The sequence below is a fragment of the Asinibacterium sp. OR53 genome (assembly GCF_000515315.1).
In the GTDB taxonomy this organism is placed as follows: domain Bacteria; phylum Bacteroidota; class Bacteroidia; order Chitinophagales; family Chitinophagaceae; genus Sediminibacterium.
In genome coordinates this window covers 2,689,764-2,715,449 of record NZ_KI911562.1, presented here as the reverse complement: position 1 = coordinate 2,715,449, position 25,686 = coordinate 2,689,764, and the positions used below count along the sequence as shown (strand labels likewise).

Below are 25,686 nucleotides of genomic sequence, written 5' to 3'. Positions count from 1 at the left end.
GCTATTGCCTATAATATCAATTTTACAAAAGGCAATCCGCAAACCAATATTCCAACAAACGCTTTTGCATTAACAACAGCGCTTACGCTTGGAGCATTGCTCGGTTATACTGTAAGGGCAACCGGAACTTCAAACGGTGTTCCGATTACAGGGCCTCCTTCTAATGAAGCATGGGTGCCAACGAATATGGCCAATGTTTCCACAGTCCGCTTCACTGGTAGCAATACAACTGTGGAGTGGGAGCAGGTGCCAGATGCTGTATGCTACTGTATATCGGTATACGACAATGCAACGCCTGCCAACCAAGTGTATACCAATACCACCAGTGCCACCAGCGATTCGTTCACTATTACGGCTGCCTCGGGGAAAGAATACACGGCCTATGTACAACCCATTATGAAAAATGGAACAGGTCTTGCGGGAACATCACTTAAACTATTCGCATCTGCCTTATTCCTGAGCCAGCAACCGGCTTCTGCCGCCTATCCGTATATCTATCCGGCACAAAGCATGTCGGCGCTCGGCACTGCAACCACAGGCCCAACAGCACAGGCCATTGTATTGTATTTACCCGAACTGGGTGCTGCATCCGGAGCACTCGGCACCACACCGATTGAAGTAGCTCCTTTCAAGATTGAACCTTCAGGAAATACTGCTTTACCCTATAAGCTAACCATTGCAGCAGATCCATTGGCCTGGACATTCGATACTACAGCTATCCGTGCCGCTCTGCAACAGGCCTATGTCAATTTCCTGAAGAATATTGAAACGCCTCCCGGTGGCACACTTGCCGGCGCCACGCCGTTTGGTATCTCGCTCGTGCAGTCGGCCATCGCCTGTTCATTACCACAGACTTTTGCAGAACAACTCTATTACAATTTTGGATTCTCTACAGTTTCCACTGTGGGGGCGGGTTATGTAGACCTCAGGCCGGGCATGGTGTTGAGGGTAGCTGCAAGCGACTACATTGGCATTGCGCAAAGCGGACTGCCTTCCTGGATCAACGGTTATGCAGGCGCTACCATTCTCGATTTTGAAATAGGCAGCTATCTGTCCGGCACTAATTGGCGTACAGGGTTCGATGCATTTTTTAATACACTTACTTCGCAGGGCTCTCTTACCGTTTCATCACCAGCTGCCTCTACGGGTTCCGTTCAGGCCGGCCTTGCCGGAGCGGTTGACCTGTATTACCCGCAATTCATACAGCCTTTCTATCGCCTGTATTTTCCATCTGCCATCAGTAGCCCCTGGGGCAGTGGGTCAAATCTGACAGGATCGAATTTTACACTGGTAGCTGCAAACAAATACAGCAGTTTGCAAAGCACAACAGTTGATCCGTCCAATAACCCTACGGCGTATTTCCGGGGCAGAGCTGTTGTAGAAGTGGTGATCAAAGTATTGGTGAATGGAAGCGAACGACTTGTACCTATGGGTACCAGCCTGGGCAACCTGCTGGAACAATTGGGTTTACGGCCGGTATCCACCTCACCGGTATTGAAACAACTTCGCGTTTACCGTTCCATCGTGCCGGCGATCACCAGTATAACTTCAGCAACAGCATTGGGACCTCAACTGGAATTGTGTGTCGACTGGAATGGTTTAGCCGTATACGGAACAGGTAATGGGTTGAATGCCATGTCAGTTCCATTAATGCCTGGCGACCAGGTTATCACAGATAAATATTAACCCATTCATGAGCGCTGTTCCGGTATTCAACCAGGTTAACTCTTCCGTATATGTGTTGTCAACACTCGCAGATACCGGACTGGTCAATTATTGGGCAGGATACTTTGCAGATCCACCTGGTAGCCTGGGCACCAGCGCCAGTACAAGTACAGTGTGGCAGAACATCGGTGGCTTTTATTTATTCCTAGATCAAATACCTTCCGACTGGACAAAGTTCGCAGCAGATTTAACAGCACTTCGTCCAAATCTGGGTCCGCCTGATATCGTGCGTTGTGTGTGGATCAGCAATGCAGGTCAGTCTTATTTGCAATGGCAGATCACGGTAGCTTTTGCAAAAGCTACCGGAACAGGTGTCAACATCAGTTGGCAATTGATGCGATCCGTAGCTTTTAACATCGGCGCTTACCAATTATCGCTGACAGGATTGAGTACACTCACTTATATCACCGATGAGAACGGAGGCGGTATAGGCTTTCCTGGCGGGGTGTTCAATGGCCCGGAAGGGGGCTATACTTTTCCAACAGCACAGCTGTCATTCAGCGGAACAGCACTTGGTGCATTCAGTAGCAGCATGACTATTGCAGCACCTTCCAGCCAGGAGCAGTGCGATCTGTGGAAAGCACTCAACATCGGTTTGCAATACGCAGCGGCACCTACCTCTTCTGATGATGAACCAGTTCCTCCTGTTAATGGAGATGATCCCGACCCGGCAGCTATGGCCTATGCAACTGCAACAAAAATATTGTTCATGCCTGTGTTCGCAAGGCAAACGGCAACCCTTAACCTGGGCATCCTGTTCGATCCATTGCTGCCACTGGTAGCTTCCCGCACTTCATTCAGTTTATTTCCTGCGGGAACAACGGCTTCACCCATACAGGAAAGTTTCCTGCGAACCACACGTGGATACACTATTCAGTTAACACCACTCAAAGCGAATGGGGTATTCCCCGATGCACGTTTTGTATTCGGCTATTGTCCGGTACAGGAAAGCCTGTCAGAAGAAGGATATCGTTATCATTTAAGTCCCGATGGTGCATTCCAGGCAACCATCCTCACTCCTTCGCAAAAAAAGAGTAAGCGCAGCACAACTACACCCCTGCCCAATCAATTATTATTGGGTTTGTCCGGGTTGGAATACACAAACCTCGATGGCGCCAGTTACATGATCATATTCCAGGGAAACAAACCGGCATTCATTCCTTATGTTCCGCCATCGCAATCACAGGCACCCGATATATCTAAAGCACTGACAGGAGCGGCAACTACTTCACACCTCACTGTGATGTCGCTCAACAACCAGGTGGTTAACCCCGTATATTATGCGCAACCGCGCGAAGCGCCGCTCTTCTCTGGTATCGATCATCGTACCGACAATATCCTTGATTTCAATCCCATGCCTGCTTTTACCTTTCCTTATAATGTGCAACAGCAGCCAGTTGTATTTCCCGTAGGGATTTACAAAGGGCTCAGCAGTGATAAGAATGCACTTGCACGTGAAATGGAAAATGCAAGCCTGGCCCCCTACCGTAATTATTTTATCAGTAAACAATATGGTGTAACAGCCCATGCCGCCAACGCGGAAAACTTCCCAGTACCCAAACGACGTTTACGCAGCGTGAATGATCCGCTGGGTGTGACACCACAAGGACTCGTAGCTGAACTGACGCCCGACTATAAAAATTTCGATGGTCTCATCATGGGTAATATGCCCGGCACTAATTATCCCAAAGTAGACTTCACAGCCGTAGAAGGCATGTTCAAGCAGGCTTTGCAGAACAATCAATTGTTTTTTGTAGCAACCAACGCAGGCGTGCTTATGAGTGGCACGTCGGTACGGTACCAGCTGACAGAAAAAGACAAACCCTTTCTGCTGGCGATGGGCGTAACGCAGGCTGTTATTGATGCCGTATACCTGGCTGTAAGCAGGGCCACACAGCCGTTTGATACGGAGGAGTTATTTGTAAACTGTATCCGCACTGCTGCGGGTAATGATCTCGGTTCTTTTCTCAAAGTGGCTGGCATACTCAAAGTGGAAATGGATGGATGGACTTTCCAGTTGTCGCCCCGTACCTGGCGTACCGATGCCGAGAGCCCAACACTCCTGGTTGCCAAATTCTGCAACCGTTCATTGATAGACCTGGCCAATGATACCAGCAGCTGGTACTGGCCCGAAGTAGCTACACCTCAGAATGGAACGCTGTCTCAAACTCAAACGGTATTATTAAATATTTGTAAGGCGGCGGCGGCACCCGATGCAGCCAAACCCCTGCGCATTTTTTACGATACGGTGCTCAACGACAAAAACTGGAACGGCTTCTTATTTCTGAATGCTCCGGTGGATATTTCAGAGATGCCCGATGACCTGAAATTCTTAACAGCAGGTATTGACCTTACCAAATTCTGTGCACATCATATCGGTTTCTCACAAACGCCCTTCAATGTGCTGAATGGTGTTCCCCAGTTGCAACAGACGGCTGCATTCGGACTGATCAATTATGAAGACCCGATGGACCTGTATGCAGAACAGAGCATTCCATTTGGTTTTAAAACAACAAGGCTGCGGGTGCGTTTTGCCAATGCGGCCCTCGTAGATTTCTCGGCCGAAGTAGAACTCATGCTTAACAGCCTGTTAGGATCTTCATTAACCAAGCAAATAGCAGCACGCGGAAATAACCTGATCATTGAAGGCTCTTACCAGCGTGTGGGCGGCGCCCCCTGCTATGCATTTGCACTGAATGGGGAAAATATTTTCAACGCCAACGATACGGTGCTTACAGACATCGAAGTATTATCGGTACAGGTGGTTAATGGTGGAATTACCAATTCTGTAAACGTGCTCACCAATTTTATATTGATGGGGAATTTCAGGTTCCTGCGCATAGAAGCATTCGATCTGTTCTCTTTTGGTCCGGGCGAAGATACCGACGACAGGTTCCTGCGATACAATGGACTTGGTATTAACATGCAGTTCTCACTGGCTACACCGAAACAACAAACCTTTACGGTAAAAGAATCCAATACTGCATTCGACATGGTGGCCAGTCATCAACGGACATCCTCACTGATGAATAATTTCCCATTAACCATCAGCGGATTGGTTGCCAGCCCCAATCTTGCAGCGGAAGGCGAAAAGCCAAGCGGACAAACACCGGAAGACATGGGCTATACTTCTGTTGCAGCGCCACTGGAGCAAACGCCGATGGTGCCTGGCTGGTATGGACTGGCACTAACGCTGGATCTCGGAACATTCGGTGCATTGACTGGTAGTAATAGTTTTAAAATTTCCATCCTCGCCGCCTGGATGAAAGGCGCTTCGCAAACGGATATACCCGTTTACCTCGGGTTAAAGTTGCCGGGCATACCGGCCCTTGGCGGAAGTTTCCCTTTACAGGGCGTATTGAAGATCGGCTTCCGGAATTTTCAGTTCGAAACCTATCCTACAGCGCTAAACGAGCTTGGGTACCTGTTACGACTCCGGCAGTTTTCGTTATCTGTATTGGTATGGAGTTTTCCTCCCGGCAATAACAACATCATTTTATTCGGACAGCCGCGAAACCCGAAAGGTTCATTGGGTTGGTATGCAGCATACAGCGATGGCAAAGACGATGCACAAACAACAGCAGATCCATTATTATTAGAAAATACAACACCGCTACCTGATCATGTGCAGCGGCGTTTAAAATCGGGCCGGCGTACGCCTCCCATCGGGTGAAATAAAAACGATACAATATGGCAACAGGCGTTGTAAAAGTAACCGTAGTAGACGTTGGACAGGGGCAATGTACTTTTGTGGAGATTTATAACACGAGCAGTACGCCTAAACTGATACATGCACTTCTTTTTGATTGCGGAAGCGATAAACAAAGCGATGAAACGCAAACCAACCTGGATTATATCGCCACAAAAGTGCTTACAATGGATACGCCGGGGTTCGACTGTATCTTTTTTTCACATAGCGACAAAGACCATATCAGCCTTGCCAAATATGTACTTGATAAAATCTGGGAAACAACAAAACCTGTTGTCAGGGAAGTGATCTATGGAGGTGACTATGATAATTATACGAAATACTCTTTCAATATCCTTAAATACATTGAGGATGAGAATCTTTGCGATTCTGACAATATTTTTTCGATCTACAGTAATTCTACCAATTACGAACCAACAAGCAAAAGTTATACAGGTAATTTATGGCATAGTACCGACAACAGTGTTTATGTATATAAAATCGTTGGTAATGTATTATCATCCGATCCGGATTGGGATGACAGTGATTTAAGCGTGGATGGAGCAACGGCAGAAGCAAAGAATCGCGTATCCCTTGTTTGCGGTCTCTATTACGCGGGGGCCTCTTATGTGATTTGTGGCGACGCAACAAATATTACAATGGGGGCTACAAACAGGCTTTTCGCCGACGGCACTACCGTATTTGACAACAACAAGATGACCACCCTTCCCCACCATGGAAGCAGGGCAACAGGGTTTGCCGTTAAATCATCTGAGTCTGCAAGCTTTGAAGCAATAGCTGTAGTGAGTACCTTTTCAGGCCTGCTAAAATCCCGGACACTTACTGTTAGTGCTTACCAGAAACACCGGCATCCCTCCTTGCAATTAATGACTTATTTCATTCCAAAAATAACAACGCCTATTTTAAGAGATCCCCGGTTAGTACAAAAAAATTCGCACAGGCTTACTGCTTATTTGGATATAAGTGTGGGTACCGTTACCGGTATGATACTCTTCCAGAGTGCAGCCTATTCATTCGAAACCCTAACCAATACTTTTGCTACCCGGTACTTTGATGGATGGTCTACTTTCTCTTATAACCTGGGCCTTACAAATACAGCCAGCCCATCACAAGGGGTAGTTTCATCAAGCGGCGCCATCAATGGTTTTGCCTGCTGGCAATATGAAACGCAGACAAACGGGAGTTTTCTCTTAGGCGGTTACGCCAATCTGGCTTTACCGCTCACGTTGTTTACAGGCCCTACAGTAACACTCAGCTCCGCGGAACACGAGCCAATGCCTGAAGAAAAGTCAATTAATGCGGCTCCCGTATCGGCTCGAATAAAAAGCAACCCATCATCTCTTAAGCAACCTGTTCAAAGTGAATTGCAATTCCTCAACCGACTTAACCAGTTTCACTAAGCAGCCACTGAACCATGAGCACAGAAAATGTATATAGAGCACTTAATAGTTTTATTCAAAACAATGCTATTGACTTATGGACTGCAGCCAATGGTTCTCAAGACCTGGCAGGTATGCTGCCTGTGCTTGGTTTATTTAATATTAAAGCCACTTACCCGCTTACTGCTGTTGTGTTAACAGAAAGCCCAAGTGGCGCCAGTGTGCGTTTAACGGGCAACGGGGCTTTTGTAGGGGCAGTCACTTATCCAGTCAGCGCCACTTTACAATACATAGAGCAGGGGGCTGTTTTTTCGCTTGTGTTATCTCTTAACACTGATTGGCTTTTTTCAGACTTCTTTCCTCCTTTACCTGACACATTGATGCGAAGTGCTGATGCACAATCGAATATCAGGTGGTATCCTTCCGTGCTGATTGGCATGAAGATACGTTCTGCTATTTTCACAGGACAGAGCGGGAAAACCGAATTAAATCTCACTGGTTCTCTATTGCAGCCCAACAATCAGTTCCTGCTCAATAAAACACCGATGATCGGCCCGTGGCCGCTTGCTATAACTGGTACTGTTACCATGCCCACCAGCACAAGAACATATCCATTGATCAACCTTGATGCCCGCGGTAACAATACCATCATCAATGCCGCAAAAGAACCCGGCGTGAACGGGCCCGATGCGATGTCGCTTGTTAATCCCGGCCTCACATTGCTAGTACAACCGCTGATACCGCCACAAGGATTGAACAGGAATGCTTTTTCAACATTGCAATTGTTTGCTGATTTTGCATTAGGTGAAATAAAAGGGCGTATTACCACGCTTATCCTCTCCACAGGTGACACCTGGAATTTTACGATTCGTTTTAAAAAAGACACTATATCACTTAGGCAGGGCCTGGGGCAACTCACCCGTATTTTTGGTGTGGAGCTTCCTATTCCCATGAACTTTCCTGTGCTCAGCGATTTTTATGTATCAGAAATTAATATCGATTTAGAAAACACATCCGGATCGGATCTCCTGCCATCGTTCTCCTTGTTAAACCTGGCCGTTACCATACGATCAGATAAAACATGGGATCCTCCTATCCCCTTTGTTACTATTGACAAAGTGGGTACACGGTGGGTATGGGGATGGTCGATGGTGAACGGAAAGAACGGGCTGGAAAAAAATTACACTATCTCAGGTTCTGTATTCGGCACCATCAATTTTGGAGGCAGCAATGAGCAAACGGTATTATTACCTGCTCCCCCACCGCCGGATGATGCACCGGATAGCAGTAGTAAAGCACTTGCTGTAAACGACAATCCGGTATCGCTCAACGTAAACATGTCGCTGCCCAATTTTATCATCTCCGGCTCTCTTGCACAAGACAGTTATATCCCCATTGGCAAAGCATTGAATTTTTTCTTTAAGAATGAGGGACCTTCTACCGGCCTGCAAAAAATGAATGTTACCAGGTTAAGGTTCTCTGCAGATCCTATTGGTCAGAATTATTTTGCGGAAGCCACCATATTTTTTGGCGAACCGGGAAACCCGGATCCGCAACAGGGATGGATGATCAATCTTTTTGTTATTACCATCATACTCAACCAGCTCGAATTTAATATTGCCGTGAATGATGGTAAAGTATCGGGCGGGATCAGCGGCACTTTTTTCCTGGACCAGGGCGATCCCAGCGATTACAAAATGCCGCGGATCATGATCAGCGCGGAATATCCGCCGCAACAGCCCGATGCACCGGAAGGATGGACACTCAGCGGTCATCTGTATCCCGGCACATCCATCAGCGTTACAAAACTGGTTTATAAATTTATTTATGGCGGAGGTACAACCCATCCACCCCGCTGGGTTCCGGATATTCTCATCGACCGCCTTGATGTTGTTTTCACCACTGGTTCCAAAACAGCAACCAGAGAAGTTAAAGCCTCTTACACTTTCGGCGGAACGATTTCCGTTCGATGGGAGCCCAATATTTTCAATACCCCGCTAAAGATCAATGCTTCAGCCGGCATTGACCTGGCCAAACCTTCTACTACCGATACGCCCAGCGGTAAACTTACAGGCACTTTCAGCGTAAATAAAATACAGCTTACTGCCAGCCTGACTTTCGGCGTTGCCGAGCCTACCTATCTTTTCAAAGTACAGTTCGACCAGCTTTGGCTGCAGGCCACCACATCGTGGCGGGGCGAACAGAACAACCGCCACCAGGTTGTTTCATTGCAGTTAGGCGGTGTTACACTGGGCGATATACTGGAATACCTGGTGAACCTTGCTGCACCTACCATTGGCTTCAAGCTCGATTCGCCCTGGGATGTATTAAAGAAAGTGGACCTCTCCCGTTTTGTGCTGACCATTGATCCGAAAGAAAATATCGTTGAATTTGTATTCAATGCCAATGTTGACCTGGTGATTGCACAACTCGATTCAATTGGTGTGCGGTACAGTAAAAAAAGCGGCGACGGAAAAGTAGACCTGATCCTCACCGGCAGTTTCCTCGGACAGCAATACACCAACGATAAGCCATTAAGCTGGGATGTGATCAATGATCCGCCTCCCGCTGTTCCCGGGAAAGGACCAAGCCTGGTCAACCTTCGTTACTTGGGCCTGGGCCAGAGGGTAACATTCAGCGGCACTACCCCCAGTACCGTTGCGGATAGTATTAAGAAGCTGAAGCAGGACATGAAGAAGCCGCCGGACGATGGTAATCCATTGCCCAGCACTATGTTGTATGCTGCCAATAGCCAATGGCTGATCGGACTGGATATACAACTGATGGAGACCCTTGATCTCGGGATCATCTTCAACGACCCCAAACTATATGGCTTATCCATTGCATTGAGCGGTGAACGTGCCGGACCATTGGCCGGCCTGCGTTTTGAAATACTCTATAAAAAGATCACCGATGAAATAGGCATGTACCGCATTGAGTTCCAGGTACCCGATATGTTCCGCACCATCCAGTTGGGCGCGGTTTCTATCACACTCGGCATCATCGTAATTGAAATTTATACCAACGGTAATTTCAAAGTAGATCTTGGCTTCCCGTATAACCGCAACTTCGATCGTTCCTTCAGTTTGCAGGCTACCATCTTTATTGGCCGTGGTGGTTTTTACCTCGGCGTATTGAATGGCGACACTTCCACGCAGGTACCACGTATTTCCAACGGTAATTTCTCACCCGTTATAGAACTGGGCATCGGCATCTCAGCAGGTGTGGGAAGAGAGATACGCGCCGGCATTCTTGCAGGCGGCGCTTTTGTAGAGCTGCAGGTCATATTCCAGGGTGTGCTCGCCTGGTTCAATCCCAACAGCAGCGGCGCTGCTCCCGCCAAATTTTTCAAATGCCAGGGCGTGGCCGCCATTCATGGAAAAATATATGGCTCGGTAGATTTTGTAGTGGTCAAAGTATCCATTACCCTCGAAGCCTATGCACAGGTGAGCATCATCTATGAGTGTTATCAGCCTATGCTCATTGAACTGGAAGTGGATGTAAGCGCCGAAGCATCGATCAAAATATTATTCGTCAGAATTTATTTTTCATTTGGCGTACACCTAAGCCTCGATTTCACCGTTGGCTCCGCCGAACCCACACCCTGGATACTCAGCAACAACAGCAGTGGCGGCAGGTCCTCCGCTGCACTGGCAACTACCAGTCATCACCTGCTGAACCCTAGGCGTCCCGTTGCGTTGAGAACCAACAAGCACCGGCGTTTGCAAGTGCTTCGTGAAGCGCATGTAATGAACATGGGTTTACAGGGCAGGGCTGCTTTGCAGGAATACAATCTGGTATGGCATCCCACCAATCAGGTTTTCCCTGATTCACCACGCAATGCACACCTTACCTTATTGCCAGTATTCACCATTAATAGTGTACCGGTTAACTGGGATGGCACAACACCGGTAAACAGCAACCCCAATTACCGAAGCGCTTTTGTTCTTTTTGCAGACACCGGCATGTCCACCTCCGCCGTAACAGCGGCTGACTGCGCCATACGCAGTGCGGCCCACAGCGCCATGACGGTAAGCGATACCGATACCAGTTTGCTCGCTGCCGATATACTCACACAGGGCTTGCTTTTATATGCCATCCAGGCATTCCCGCGCGACCCTTCAGAAGGCAACAATATTACGGCCTGGCAGATCACGTCCTTGCTGGATCAGCTCAATATGCCCGATACCATGTTGAGCGGACTATCCATCGACTACCTTAAAACATTCTTCACAACCAATATCAATCTCTGGATCAGTGGCGATATTACACCCCGTCCTGATGACAAATCTGCCATGGTATTGCCACTCCCTCCATTTGTAGGATGGACTTCACCGCAGGGAGGCACAATTGATTTCAGTACTAAAAATAAGATCGGGCCGTGGTATGAATGGGGTATTTCACAATTGCTAGGTGATTATTTCCCGGTAGGCGGAGACAACAGTAAGAAGCCGGCGCAGGACGACCCCTCCACTTACGAATCCTTCACCAGTTTCATGTTCCGCGACTTTTGCCTCATCCTTATGCAGAACGGTATTAAGGAGATGCAGAAGCAGATGAATAATACCACGGTTACCGTAACGACTGTGAGCAGTGTAGTGCAAAACCTGGAACAAGTAGCAAATACACTGCCCAATGCCAGCGTGCCATACAGGATCTGTTCGGGAGACACAGTTGAAAGCGTAGCGGAAAGCCTGGGTGCAACAGTTGAAGAGCTTACATTTCTGAACGATCACCTGCAAAGCGACCTTGAAACATTACCCGTTGGTACGCTCCTTACCATTAAGCTGGGCGTTCCACCCGAAGTATTGGCTATGGACAACGCCGGTATTTCGTTTTCCGTCAATCAATGTACATTAGGCACACTGGTTCACCAGGCCGTTCAAAACGATACCCTGCAAAATATTGCAAACCTCTTCAACATAACAAGCGTTGCTACTATACTCTCTTACCAGGATAAAGCTTATCCGCCACTTTCTTCTGGCCCAAATATCCTGGCACCAGGAAACAGTTTTGATTTGCCGCAGCAAACATTTACCAATGCACCTGCCGATTTTGCTCAGCTGCGTGTCGCAGGTGTTTTCTTTGCACGTTACCTTGATGCATCAATATTGAAAAATACACCGCTTCCCGATATGGCCAACTGGTATGTGCAGGCCATTGCCGAGGTGAACCAGGACCTGTTGAAACAATTATTCCCCGAGCAAAAGATCCCTTCGGTCATTGAATTACCACCGGGTCAGGTTTTATCGGTACCGAATGCCTATCAGAATGCCTACAATATACTCGCTAATCGTAACAATTATACCACTGTTGCAGGCGATACACTTTATCGCATCGCGCTGGCGCTCGTATTCCAGCAGGATTTCGGAACTACTACCCCACCAGGTATTACACAGTGGCCTACATTCCGGGCAGGCGTTACATCCTCCGGCACACAAAGCTGGTCTATCCCCGCATGGCAAGGAATGATCATTGAATCCGGAACAAACATTGAATCGCTGGTGCGCCGGTTGATTGTAAACGCAAGCTGGATAAGCATTATACCGGTGCAACCTTCAAAAGGCACATGGTCATACGACTGGGATAAAGTGGCCGTATGGTTATCGACAGCAAAAATCATTGCACCGCTCGCCAGCATCACCGTACCCAATGCAACGGTAGTTTCAACCACCCCGCTCAGCTTCAGCATACTTTCGACAAAATATGGACTTACTGTTACCGACGCAGCCACGCGTCTTAAAAAATTAAACGGTCTCTATGCCAGTGGCACCGTGCTGAAAGTGAAATTATTACCGGCGCAGGATATCACTGTTCTGGTGAATGCAGTACTGCAAGGCGATAGTTTTACATCCATCGTGAACCAGTCCTCACGAATGTTGCTCTCAGGATTACGTCTGCCATCACTGACAACGGACGGAGGCGGACATACAGTGCCTGATCCTGCCCATCCTTCTCCACTGTATGATCTTACTGGTCAGCAGTTCAATATTGCATTGGACAGTACCAAACCAACAGATAATGCACTTACACTCTCCCTTGCATCACAACAAAGCTGGATCAAACTGTTCAATTCCATTACTGTGCAAACCGGGCAAACGCTGGCTTCACTGGAAGCAGCTTACCCCAACCTGCTTGTATACAACCCGGGACTCAATGAGTCTACTTTTAAAGTTGGCATGATATTATTGACCGCACCGGTAAACTCGCTCGATTATAGTTATACCAATGCAGATATACTGGGTGTAATGCCCGCAACAGGTTTAGCCATCACACCCGTTCCGGCCACGCCGCCTGCACCTGTGGTGATGAAGATACTGGGTACAGTACCGCGCACCTATGGACTGGAGCATGGCATTGAATTACAAACGCCTTTGGCGCTTGCTATTCCAACAGATCCTGCCCTTCCTAATATCACCGGCAATCCTGGTTTGTGGATGTTGCCTTCCGATCTGCAGGAGAAAGCAAGAAATGGTATTACTACCCTGTATGAAATATTAACGGTGCAACAAGGTACAGCTGCAGGAAGCAAAGCTGTTCAAATCAACAGCAGTACCTATGGCACGCTCATTCCGTTTAAAGTGAAACGGATGAATGACAGTTCATCGCAGTTCAATCTGATGGGTGTAGATACCGATAAACGCAACCTGCTGATTACACTCAGTAACTGGCTGCGCCAACAGGGCAGTACCGATAAAACCACCGTAAACCTATTGCTTTCACCTGCGCCGAATGCTACCAATGCATCGGGCCTCACCATACTTTCAACAACGGCTGCAAATGCTTTCTTAATAAAGACCAACCTGTCGACCGTATCGGTTCCTCCTGCCATGCTGGTAAGGACAGCGAGTCTGAAAGAAACAGATGATACAGTTTATTATGCAACCATGGCATCACTGGCCGATTTCCTTGAGTTGTTATGGGAAGGAAGTGTAGTAGGGGGCGTTGGTTATTATTTCAGTCCGGGTCTGGAACTTCCGGGAAGTGCATTCGACCAGCAGGGAAATATCACTTTACAATTATTAGTGATCGCAGGTACACAACAATCACTCGCTCCTAATGGGCGCAGCCTGCTTCCTTTCAATAATTGTGCATTGATCGGCCCTGGTGCATACAATGCGCAGTTCTCTCTTTTCATGGAAAGCGCAGGCAGTACCGATCCTTCAGAAACAATTGCACAGGCATTGGTTCCACCCGGCAACGTTGGATTTGAGTTGGTTACTGCCAATCCGGATACCATTACACCTGCCCCCCCTGCCCCGGTAAAATTGTTACGCAACCTGTACAGCCTGTTGAGTTTTGAAGTGTCGCAACAAACTGGATCTCCTTTCTATGCACCACCATCAGGCATGCCCGTGATGCCCGATCCTTCGGACAATTCAAGACAACAGGCGTGGGAAAAAGCGCGTGCTCTTCGCAAAGCGATTGCAGCTAAACTTGTAACAACAGCAGATACAAGTGCTAAACCTTACTGGCGTTACGCACAGGTATTACCTGTATCGCGGTTTATACTGCCTGACACAGTACTTGCCGCAGCCGATGTAACGGGACTGCCTCCTGCGAAAGATGATCCTTACCAGGGATTCGGTACCCAGACGGCACTGCCTGTTGCCAATTTTGTCTTTGGTTTTGGCGATGTATTGGGTAACCGCACGGGCGCTAACGGAAACGGGCAAGGTACTACTTCTATTAAAGTTGGTTATACTGACAACATGGTTTCGGTGGGCGACTGGTCATCTGTTGCCCGTTATTTCAATGTACAGCAATCGGGTTCCAATGCAGTGCTCACCATTTACATTGCACCGCGCCCTTCTGAATTACTGCCGACACCCACACAGCCGGGAGATGTGAACAATGACCTGCTTAAACAGCAACAAAAGTCATTCAGTCAAACGTATTACCAACTCATACAACCCAGACTTACCGGTTGGCTGGTTACTTCACTAAATTATATCAGCGACCCGAACTATGGTAACAAAGGCGTTGCCATCAGTGAGATCAGCCCTTTGTGGAAATTCGCGGCAGGCTCTTATGCTGTGGTAACATCGCTGCGCAGCTTTCTGGCGGCTCAACCTACAGGTATTACAACGCTGGGCGATATCATTACAAAGTATGGTATTGAGAAACGCTATGCAGAGCTGGCCCAGGCCAACGCAGGTTATGCTGTACAACAATTATTTGGCAATACGGTTCCGGTAGTGCCCGCTTATTTTCCTTTTGTAGAACACCTTTCCATCACGGCATTGGCTGCGTTGCCTCCTGTGGGCTGGCCCGTACCGGCTACCCCTGTAACCCTCCTCACTTACGCTGAGAATACTTCCTTGTTACTGAAAACCGGTACACTGCTGGTGATCCCCGGTAAAACAATTACAACAGGAATAACACCACCTACCGCCAGCCTGCAAACCCTTGCAGATGGTGCTTATACTACGGTAGCGCACCTGGCCACACAGAACAATGAACAACCTGTACTGCAAACCGGTTTTGAATTTGCTGTAGAGGTAGATGAGTATACAGAAGTAGTGGTAAAAGTAGATGCCACTACCAATAGTTTTAAACTGGTGGTTGACGCATTCGCCAATAATGGCGTGAACACTACGGTAGAAGCGCTGGCAACTACACATAATAAGAAAGGAGGTATGCTGGCCCTCAACAAAACACTTGATGTAAAAGCATACCTGGTGCAGGATGGCGATACACTGGATAAAAACAAGAGTGGAGTAAGCGTCACCGACCTGGCCAATAACAATGGCAATACACAGGATCTTTTCGACCCGGGAGCTTTGGTTTATTTTGGAAATTTTGCAGCTGTTACTACCGGAACAGCACCGGTTTCACTGCAACAGTTTGCAGACCGGTATGCCTGCCCGGTTGAATTGTTACTCAGCAATAACGCCGGACTTACACTTCCATCCAACAGCGCTTTCGTTTTACCAGGCACCCTGGCATGGCCTGCCAATACCGGTGTTATTAACGTTCCGTATACCGTTCGCAGCACCGATACATTAAACAATATTGCGCAACAATTCAATTTCAATACTGCCACCACTTCTGCTGCCCTGCAACTGGCAACGAATAACTCCAATATGCCAGGCGCACTAATCCCCGGCATTGATGTTACGATAACCGTTGGTGGCAACACCTATCCTGTGAATACCGGTTCAGGCAATCCGTCTTTCACTTCTTTCTTAAAAGCTTTGCGGCAGAAAGTGCCTGCAGGCAGTTTGCAGGATATCGTTAATTCAATTGGAAACAGTACGGGCGTATTAAACACCGGCGCTTTATTCCTTTGTCCGCCTGCCAGATTCACGCAAGACACCATGCCTGCTGATATACCGGGTATGTATGGTGTGAGTGCCGGCGCTTTTGCATTGGCCAATACGGCCATGCAGGGCATCATTGCTCCACAAAAAACCTTACAGGCGTCGGCAGAGCCGGGAAGTATTACGATTCAAACAGGCGACAACGACACATTCAATACGCTGATCGTTCGCTTTGCGGCAAAAAAAGTGAGTCTTAGCGCCAGCCAGATCATTGATATCAATGCAAATGTAGCTTTCATTAAATCAGGCGCCCTTGCCATGCTGCCTCCTGCCATGATCAGCTTCAGTACATCGCTTGACCAAGGCGGTCCTTATGAATCGCCCATTACACCATTAAAAGTATCCCTTCGCCTGTTGCGCCCCAAAGCGCTAATCTATCCGGGCTTTGAAACAACAAAAGGAACAGGGGCAGTAGAAATGGCCGAATCCGATTTCCCGGCACCTGTAAAAGACAATAGTAAGACCAGCGGTCTTACCCTGAATGATTTTGTTGCTAATATGAAAGTTGCATTACCTCAGTTGCGTTTGGGAACCGCACAGGTAACCGGCGTGGTGCAGGATCTCTGGCAGGTGAACTTCAACAGCAGCGGGTTTAAAAAAGTCGAATTTGTTGGAGCAATCACCATTAATAACCAACCGCAGCCGCGTTTCTTTGCACTGAAACCATTGTACCAGCAACTGGTAACGCGCCCGGTAACAGTAAGCCCTTTGAAGACCGACGGCACGCTGGATGCAGGACTGCAGCGTTCTTTCCAGAGCATTGACGTGGAACTATGGGCACGCCGTTTTGTGGAAGACATGGATCGTTTCCTGTCCGGCTCTTATGCAGCGGCCGTTTATAAAAATGTCAATATCCGCGACCAGTTAAAACTGGTGCTCGATGCAAAGACCGGGTTGATTCCGGCTATTGCGGCGGGATTGAGCAATGTGTTGGATGTACAGGATACCGATAAAATACCGGCATTGGTCAGCGCAGTAGATGCGCTGGAACAACAACTGGGTGTAAGCCTGGCAAAGACCTATGAATCAACCGTGCTTATTCAGTATGATTCAAAAACAGAAGCTGCTGTTCTGCCAAAGCCAGCCGGTCTATACGGTAATGGAAAGATCATCGATACTACTACCAATGAACCTCTTTTCGGGCTCACCATGATTGCTGCTAAAACAGATCTTTCCAAAGCCAGCGCTTATGTGAATTTCCTCATGACACTGGATAACCTGGCTTTTCATAAAGACGTATCGGGTAAGTTCTTCTACGATGTATCGCATCTTGAATTCAATATTAGCAGTGACCACCTGCCACAAAATTTCAAGGCATCAGATTGGCTTAGCTTTATTCCGCTGTTGTCTAAACCAGAAAAGCCCGCTGCCTTATCGGGTACTGACCCCAGTATTGAAATTGATGTTCCCATTCCTTTGCGGAATTTCCCCGATATGCCCAAGATCGTTTCCCAGCAGGCAAAGCAGACCTTCCCTGACGGAACTGAAACTGTTAACCAGCTGGGCGTTTGGAATTACGATTACGTATACACCCACCAGCATGCAGAGCAGGATTATGTGGTACTGAAAGCAGAGTTCAACCTTAAGCTGCCGACTGCTGCGCGGAAAATGATAGACCCACTGCGCGACCTGTTCACCGAATTGGCCCAGTACATTACGGTAGCTGATCCGTTATGGCGACTCATCAACGGATTAACCGACCCGAAAACAAAATTACCCATCGGCTATATTGAAAATGCGGTACGGACTTTCGCCACCCTTGCAGGAAATATCAACCAGTATTGGAGCGCACGAATATCACAAAAAGAAATAGCCACCAATAAACTCGACCTCGTAGTTGCAGCCCTTAGCTATGAATTCAATGCGCGGGTAAGTTATCGTAATAACAACGATCTGGATACGCTTACATTAAAAAGATTGGGTAACCAGCCCGGTCCCAACAATAGCTGGCCCGATGCATTTGTACAATTACCCGACGGTTCTTTCAAACAACTGGAGCCGCACAGCGACGTGCCGGATACCACCGTATACAAGGTTCCAGCTGCCATCAGCATACCTCCTGTTAGCTGGCCGGTGTTCAAATTAACCTGGAGAAGCCTGAACCTGGCAACTGTACAGAATGCACGTTCGCAAATGCATGTACAGCGCAACCAGGACCTCATCGATCATGCCAGTACCAATACTGATTTTATTTTCTCAACAGATACAGTCATTGCACCCGGCATTGTTACCCCCCTCAATACATTCGGCAAACGGGTTGACATCAGCGCTTTGGGCAGCAATCTTACCGATGCATTGAATGCCTGTTTTAATGGTTTGTTCGGAACCTCAATGAATGGACAACCGGTAACCATTCAACTCAGTTATGGTTTTGAACTGGTAGCGCCCTCTGGTCTTGATGATGAAGGGCTTATTACTTATCTGCCAATCGGGCTGTATCCTAACCAACCCTTATCCGCCACTACAGCAAACGACCTGAACAATGTTATTGTTGAATGGAAAAGGGACAATAACCCGGTTGAAAAAGGAGGTGCATGGGTCTTTTCTTTGAAACAGTATTCTCAACTTACGGATTACCCGCAGACTTTATTGAATATTGAACACCTGGTGTATCGTATTGCGCCGAAACAGGGTCAAAAAAGTTAGTCAGTGTATGTCAGGCGACAGACAGTATTAAAATACAATTCGGAGAAAGGTTAAATTAAAAAGTTCTATCACCGCTGTAATAAACTCTCTAAATAAAACCTGCAGTTATGACCTGATGTATATAGCGAAAACGGAGTGCCAGTGGCGGACGTTTCCGAAGTAGCAGTTGGTCCATTACTACTACCGTAAGTGGATTGGGCATCACGGCAATTTGACGTTCAAATTAAATTATCCAAACCTTAAAATATTTACTATGCCTACAGTAACATTTACCGTAACCATTAACTCGGGCGTGGGAGATACCTCCATAAATATATTCAACCACCGGGTGACATTAGAACATTTTTTCGACCGCAGTGACAGTTGGGATCAGATTCTAGCCCAGGAATCATATAACATTGGCATTGCCGGCCATTGTCCTCTCGGCGGCAATATTTCGATAGATATTAAGGGTATAACGTCTAGCAGTAAAACCCTCCCCTTGACAGTAAATTCCGCAGGCCCCTTCTTAAAAAGCCTTACAATAAGCGTATAAATATATTTTATGAAAACCAGACAAATACTGCTGACAACTTTCCTCTCATTAAATATTGTGTTTGCTTTGAGCCAAAATACAAATAGAGACAAAAAAACCAATGATTCCGTCAATAGCAGAGCAACAGAGGAATATAATAACCAATTGACATCATACTTCAGAGTGGTAGCAGATCACATTACAAGCGGCACCAGCGGTTATACTTTTAAAATGTCGCTAATGTCTTTAAAATCAATTAAAGATTCCGCTAAGTGGACCATTGATACAAATTTCGTTAACCCTAAAAATCGTTTTCTACGATACACCGAAATTAATGCAGGTGTCAATATGGATAAGTCTCAAAATATCACCAATATTAATTTAGGATCTGTATTTACCATTTTGAATAAAAGAGATAGTGCCATTTATGTATACCGGAACAAACAAAGTGAGCTTAACGCTTTATCAATAATGCGCATAGCCAAAATTAAATATTATGACGATTTAATCAAATCCGGCAAGTCGGAACCCGAAGCAGATAACATCACTAACACCGCATTTAATACTATTAATTTGGAAGGAGGAAAATCAATCGGCGAAATAGACAAAAATTACCTGAAATATTTGAATGCTGTTACTGATTCAATTACAAAATCTAAGGCACTATCATTCCTTGATTATTATACAGGATGGCACAAGGATTTTAATCTGTTCGCAAAATCCATACAGAGAAAACCCTTATGGATTGCATACCCGGCCATATCCTACAATTATCAGTATGGAGCATTTTCAAAACTGGGAGCAGGAAGTAATCTATTAGTTTCATTAAACAAAAATCCGGAGAAAAAACCATTGGAATTGATTAGTACAGTGTCTTATTATTTCCAAGATGATACTGCCACTACCAAAGTCAGTTTAGAGCAGTCGATAGGAGACTTCTCATTGGGAGTTAACAAAATTCTGTTGGAAAATGAGAAAGGCGAATCTCAAATGGAATTAAAATTCAGTGGCGACTACTCCTACGTATTTAACACTGCTAAGGACAGGGGAAAACTAACTGCAAATGCAGTTTTTAAATATAAACTGTTTCAGAGTGTGTGGTTACCATTGACAGTAAGCTATGATCCTTCAAAGGGAAATCTATTTGGATTTATTAGCGTCACGATCAATTTTATGCCATCTTCCAAATAGATGCCAATTTTGTCAGCATATTAAATAATTCCACAAGTTGCAGGACTATTCCCTAATGACTTTATTATACGGTACCTTTTATTGGAGATATCAATGCCTATTCTGCTTTGCTGCGACGGATGATCATATCCACCGCAAAAGTGTGTGTCGATTTCATGTCAGACTTTTTTAATTCGTTTTGAAATGATTTGAGTCTTTCTGCACATTTTCACGTGTTCCGCAGGTTCTATTCCGGATCAGATTCGAACCAATCAGATCAAAAGATGACCTAGTAGCCGGAGTTCAGCATGTCAGTACAAATTCCTTGAGTTCAAGCCGTATGCCTGACACGACTCAAGGATTTGCCTGAAACAAGTCTGATATTTTTTGATATTTTCTGCTATGGTTATGCAGAAAAATCACGCTGATATTAACATTTTATATTTCGGAATAAGCCATTTTGTCGGGGCGAAAAATGGGACAAATTGGCTAAAACGCAATCTGGATAAGGATCGCAGATTACTTCCGCATCACTGACAACCCGAAATAAAAAAAGACCAAACCTTCGTTTGATCTCTTCTTCAGTCGGGAAGACAAGATTCGAACTTGCGACCCCTTGCACCCCATACAAGTGCGCTACCGGGCTGCGCCACTTCCCGAACATGGGTTGAATTGGGCTGCAAATATAGGGATGTAAACGCAAATAGAAAATTTCAGATTATATTGCACAAAATTTTACACCGCTACATGAAGATTCTCATCAGCCAGGTTAAAATTACCGACCCACTCTCCCCCTTTAACGGTTCCGTAAAAGACATATTAATTGATAGTCATCACATCGCAAAAATCGCAGATAAAATCAGCGAGAAAGCAGATATCCAACTACAAGAAAAAGGCTTGCAGGTCTCTCCGGGTTGGGTAGACCCTTTCGTTCATTTTTGTGATCCCGGATACGAATTCAAAGAAACATTGGATACCGGAGCTGCTGCCGCTGCGGCTGGCGGCTTTACCAGGGTTTTTACCCTGCCCGATACACACCCGGTAACCGATAATAAAGCGCAGGTTGAATACATCGCACAACGTGCTGTTTCACTGCCCGTCACCATTCACCCAATGGGTACCGTTACCAAGAAAAAAGAAGGCAAAGAATTAGCAGAGATGTACGATATGCGCAACAGCGGGGCTATCGCTTTCTCAGACGGACTGGAGCCGGTACAATCAGCCGGACTGTTCCTGAAAGCCCTGCAATATGTAAAAGCATTCGACGGTGTACTGGTTCAGATTCCCATTGATAAAAGCATTGGTGCAGGCGGACTCATGAACGAGGGTATCATCTCTACCCGGTTAGGCCTGCCTGGCTTGCCCGCCATAGCAGAAGAACTGATGATCCGCAGAGACCTTGAACTGCTGCGCTATACACAATCGAAACTGCATATCACAGCTGTGAGCACGCAAAAAAGCCTGGAACTGATCAAAGCCGCTAAGCAGGAAGGCTTGCAGGTAACTTGTAGTGTTACACCTTACCACCTCTTCTTCTCCGACGAAGACATGCAGCGTTACGATACCAATCTCAAACTGAATCCGCCACTCAGAAGCAAGGGCGATATGCTCGCCTTGCGCAAAGCTGTATTGGACGGCACTGTGGACTGCCTGGCTTCACATCACCTGCCGCAGGATTGGGATCACAAAACCTGCGAATTTGAATATGCACTGCCTGGTATGCTGGGCTTGCAAACACTGTTTGCTGTAGTCAACGAAGTACTGCCTGAATTAACGGATGAAAGACTGGTTCAACTACTGGGTTCCAATGCCCGCGTCATCTTCTCGCTTCCTCCGGTTAGCATTGCCGAAGGAGCCGAGGCTGAATTGAGCCTGTTCAGTAAAAAAGAAAACACCCTGCTTACCAAAGCAACCATCAGGAGTAAATCGGCTAACACGCCCTTCCTTGACAAGCCGTTGAAAGGAAAAGTTTTCGGAATTATCCATAAAGGAAAACTATCTTTAAACAACTAAAACCAAACCTAAACAGCATATCATGGAAAACAAAATTACTCCACCCTGGCTGAAGGGCTTGCTCATCAGTCTTATATTGATCGTGATCGGACTGATCATCTATTTCGCCGGACAAGCACAGAACAAATCCCTCGGATGGATACAGTTCTGCATCATGATAGCTGCTATTATCTGGGCATGTACCAATTATGCCAAGCAGATGCAGGGCAATGTAACTTTTGGCAATGTGTTCGCACACGGTTTTAAAGTAACGGCTGCTATTGCTGCTATCACTGCTGTATATGCTTTCTTGGCTTTCAAATTCATTTATCCCGAAATGATCGACGCTTCCATAGAAGAAGCACGAAAGAACATGGAAGCAAAAGGCAACATGTCCGATGACCAGATCAAACAGGGACTGGATATGATGCGGAAATTTTTCATGCCTTTTGCCATCGGCGGCACGCTGATCATGAGCGCTATATTGGGCGCCGTAGCATCACTGATCGGTGCCGCAGTTGCTAAAAAGAATCCCAACCCAACTTTAGAGCAGTAAGCATATATGGATGTATCGATCGTAGTTCCCCTGTTCAATGAAGATGAATCGCTGCCCGAACTGTGCAGCTGGATTGAATCTGTTGCCAACGCTCACCAGCTCAGTTTTGAAGTGATACTGGTAGACGATGGCAGTACCGACAACAGTTGGAAAGTGATCGAAGAGATCCATCAACGCGATAACCGCTTCAAGGGTATCAAGTTCCAACGCAACTATGGTAAGTCGGCTGCGCTGAATGAAGGTTTCAAAGCGACCCAGGGCGATGTGGTGATTACCATGGATGCCGATATGCAAGACTCTCCCGATGAAATTCCCGAATTACGCAGGATGATCATAGAGGATGGATACGATATGGTAAGTGGCTGGAAAAAGAAACGCTACGATAATACTTTTACCAAGAACCTGCCCTCTAAATTATTTAATTCGGTGGCAAGGATTAGTTCGGGTATACAGTTGCATGATTTCAACTGCGGTCTCAAATCATACAATCGTAAAGTGATCAAGAGCATTGAAGTGTTCGGAGAAATGCATCGCTATATTCCCATACTCGCGAAGTGGTCGGGATTCCGCAAGATCGGGGAAAAAGTGGTGGAACACCGCCCGCGTAAATATGGTATCAGCAAGTTTGGGTGGCAGCGTTTTATAAATGGTTTTCTTGACCTGGCCACCATTATGTTCCTGGGTAAATTCAGCAAGCGCCCTATGCAGTTCTTCGGCCTGCTGGGAACCATTTCTTTCCTCATCGGTTTTATTGCGAGCATTTATCTAGTCATCGCCAAATTCATGGTTACCGATTTTGCATTGACCAACAGGCCCAGTTTTTATATTGCCCTCACTACTATGATCATTGGCATGCAACTGTTTCTCACCGGCTTTGTAGCCGAACTGGTTACCCGCAATTCCAGTGAAAGGAATGTTTACCTGGTAGAAAAGAAATTGGACTGACCACTCTTTTGTTGATATTTGGATCATGAAGAAAAAGCTGATCATCATAGGTCCCGCCTGGCCGCTACGCGGAGGCGGCTTGGCAACTTTCAATGAAAGGCTGGCGCTGGAATATATCAGGCAGGGATTTGATACCACCATCTATACTTTTTCATTACAATACCCCAATTTTTTATTCCCGGGCAGTTCGCAATACACTGATGAACCCGCCCCTGAAGGCATACCCATTAAAGTGCGCATTAATTCCATCAATCCCTTCAACTGGTGGAAAGTTGGCAGGGAATTGAAAGCATTGGCGCCCGATTACATTGTAGTACGCTATTGGATCCCATTCATGGGCCCTTGTTTTGGTACCATCCTGCGAATAGTAAGAACGAATAAGCATACCCGGATCATCTGCATCGCAGATAATATCATCCCGCATGAAAAACGGCCGGGCGACAAACTTTTCACACAATATTTTATACAACCGGTGCACGGGTTCATCACCATGAGCAAACAGGTGCAACAGGATCTGCAACAGTTCACCAACAAACCATCGCAACTGGTACCACATCCGTTGTACGATAATTTTGGCCCGGCCATACCAAAAGATGTTGCAAGAAGCAAGTTGAAACTGCCGGCCAACGATCAAATCATTTTATTCTTCGGTTTCATCCGTAAATACAAGGGGCTCGACCTGTTACTGGAAGCGATGAACGATGAACGCATACGCAATGCAAGAATCAAACTGCTCATTGCCGGCGAGTTCTATGAAAACCGCGAACCCTACGACCAACTGATTGAACGATTACAGATCGTCCCACAACTATTGTTGCATACGGGGTTCATACCCAATCATGAAGTGGCTTATTATGTCAGCGCCGCCGATTTCATTATCCAGCCTTACCGCGATGCAACCCAAAGCGGTGTAACACCGCTGGCATATCATTTCGAAAAGCCCATGCTGGTTACCAATGTTGGCGGATTGCCCGACCTGGTGCCGGATGGTAAGGTAGGAGTGGTTGTTGAACCGAATGCCACAGCCATTGCCACCGGTATTGTGCAATTGTATGAATTAGGTGAGAATTATTTTTTGCCTCATCTTCGCAATGAAAAACAGCGGTATAGCTGGACAAGGCTCACCGAAACCATTACAACCCTAGTTCCATGAACGGAAAAATAAAAGAGCTCATTGCAGCATCCATTGAAGTGAAGCGCCAGGTGCTGGAAGATGCAGCTCTCCAACAAACCATACAGCAGGTAATTGATATTGTGACCACCGCCTTCCAAAAAGGTAATAAAGTATTGTTTTGTGGCAATGGTGGCAGTGCTGCCGATGCCCAGCACCTGGCTGCCGAATTTTCCGGCAGGTTTTATAAAGACCGTAAAGCGCTTCCTTCCGAAGCACTGCACTGCAACACTTCTTATATAACGGCCGTAGCCAATGATTACAGTTACGATGTGATCTATTCAAGACTGGTAGACGGTATGTGTATAGCCGGTGATGTATTGATCGGACTTAGCACATCGGGTAATTCGGGTAATATCCTTAAAGCGTTTGAAACAGCGAAGGAAAAAGGGGTGATCACGATTGGCATGACCGGCGCCAGCGGAGGAAAAATGAAAGCCATCAGCGATTGCCTTATCAACGTACCTTCTACCGATACACCCCGCATACAGGAATCGCATATACTGATCGGACATATCATTTGCCAGTTGGTAGAAGCTAATATTTTCGGATAATC

9 protein-coding genes and 1 tRNA gene are annotated in these 25,686 nt (G+C 46.6%); 9 read left to right on the top strand and 1 reads right to left on the bottom strand.

The window, feature by feature from the left end; all coding sequences use genetic code 11:
- Positions 1-1,693: 1,693 nt before the first annotated feature.
- From SEDOR53_RS0112130 to SEDOR53_RS0112115, 4 genes are all read left to right on the top strand, one after another.
- Positions 1,694-5,398 (top strand): hypothetical protein, encoded by a 3,705-nt coding sequence (locus tag SEDOR53_RS0112130; protein ID WP_037361184.1) that lies wholly within the window; start codon positions 1,694-1,696, stop codon positions 5,396-5,398.
- Between the two features lie 17 nt (positions 5,399-5,415).
- Positions 5,416-6,834 (top strand): hypothetical protein, encoded by a 1,419-nt coding sequence (locus SEDOR53_RS0112125; RefSeq protein WP_026769962.1) that lies wholly within the window; start codon positions 5,416-5,418, stop codon positions 6,832-6,834.
- Positions 6,835-6,848: 14 nt separating this feature from the next.
- Complete coding sequence (locus tag SEDOR53_RS17880; protein WP_051416623.1) at positions 6,849-18,782, top strand: LysM peptidoglycan-binding domain-containing protein; 11,934 nt, start codon at positions 6,849-6,851, stop codon at positions 18,780-18,782.
- 544 nt (positions 18,783-19,326) lie between these two features.
- Positions 19,327-20,487 carry a hypothetical protein gene (locus SEDOR53_RS0112115; RefSeq protein WP_026769961.1) on the top strand — a complete coding sequence of 387 codons (1,161 nt, stop codon included), beginning with the start codon at positions 19,327-19,329 and terminating at the stop codon, positions 20,485-20,487.
- Between the two features lie 564 nt (positions 20,488-21,051).
- On the opposite strand, the gene SEDOR53_RS0112105 is transcribed toward SEDOR53_RS0112115, so the two are convergent.
- Positions 21,052-21,125, bottom strand: a tRNA-Pro gene (locus SEDOR53_RS0112105).
- An 88-nt stretch (positions 21,126-21,213) separates the two neighbouring features.
- On the opposite strand from SEDOR53_RS0112105, the gene SEDOR53_RS0112100 reads away from it, so the two are divergent.
- Genes SEDOR53_RS0112100 through SEDOR53_RS0112080 form a run of 5 tightly spaced genes read left to right on the top strand, consistent with a single transcriptional unit; the run spans position 21,214 to position 25,684 of the window.
- Positions 21,214-22,479 carry a dihydroorotase gene (locus SEDOR53_RS0112100; RefSeq protein WP_026769960.1) on the top strand — a complete coding sequence of 422 codons (1,266 nt, stop codon included), beginning with the start codon at positions 21,214-21,216 and terminating at the stop codon, positions 22,477-22,479.
- A 22-nt stretch (positions 22,480-22,501) separates the two neighbouring features.
- Positions 22,502-23,014: a DUF4199 domain-containing protein gene (locus SEDOR53_RS0112095; RefSeq protein WP_026769959.1), complete on the top strand. Its 513-nt coding sequence runs from the start codon at positions 22,502-22,504 to the stop codon at positions 23,012-23,014.
- 6 nt (positions 23,015-23,020) lie between these two features.
- Positions 23,021-23,959 (top strand): glycosyltransferase family 2 protein, encoded by a 939-nt coding sequence (locus SEDOR53_RS0112090; RefSeq protein WP_026769958.1) that lies wholly within the window; start codon positions 23,021-23,023, stop codon positions 23,957-23,959.
- Between the two features lie 25 nt (positions 23,960-23,984).
- Entirely contained in the window at positions 23,985-25,112 is a 1,128-nt protein-coding gene (locus tag SEDOR53_RS0112085; protein ID WP_198018914.1) for a glycosyltransferase, read from the top strand.
- Positions 25,109-25,684 (top strand): SIS domain-containing protein, encoded by a 576-nt coding sequence (locus SEDOR53_RS0112080; RefSeq protein ID WP_026769956.1) that lies wholly within the window; start codon positions 25,109-25,111, stop codon positions 25,682-25,684. The genes SEDOR53_RS0112085 and SEDOR53_RS0112080 overlap by 4 nt, the downstream gene beginning before the upstream one ends.
- Positions 25,685-25,686: the final 2 nt, after the last annotated feature.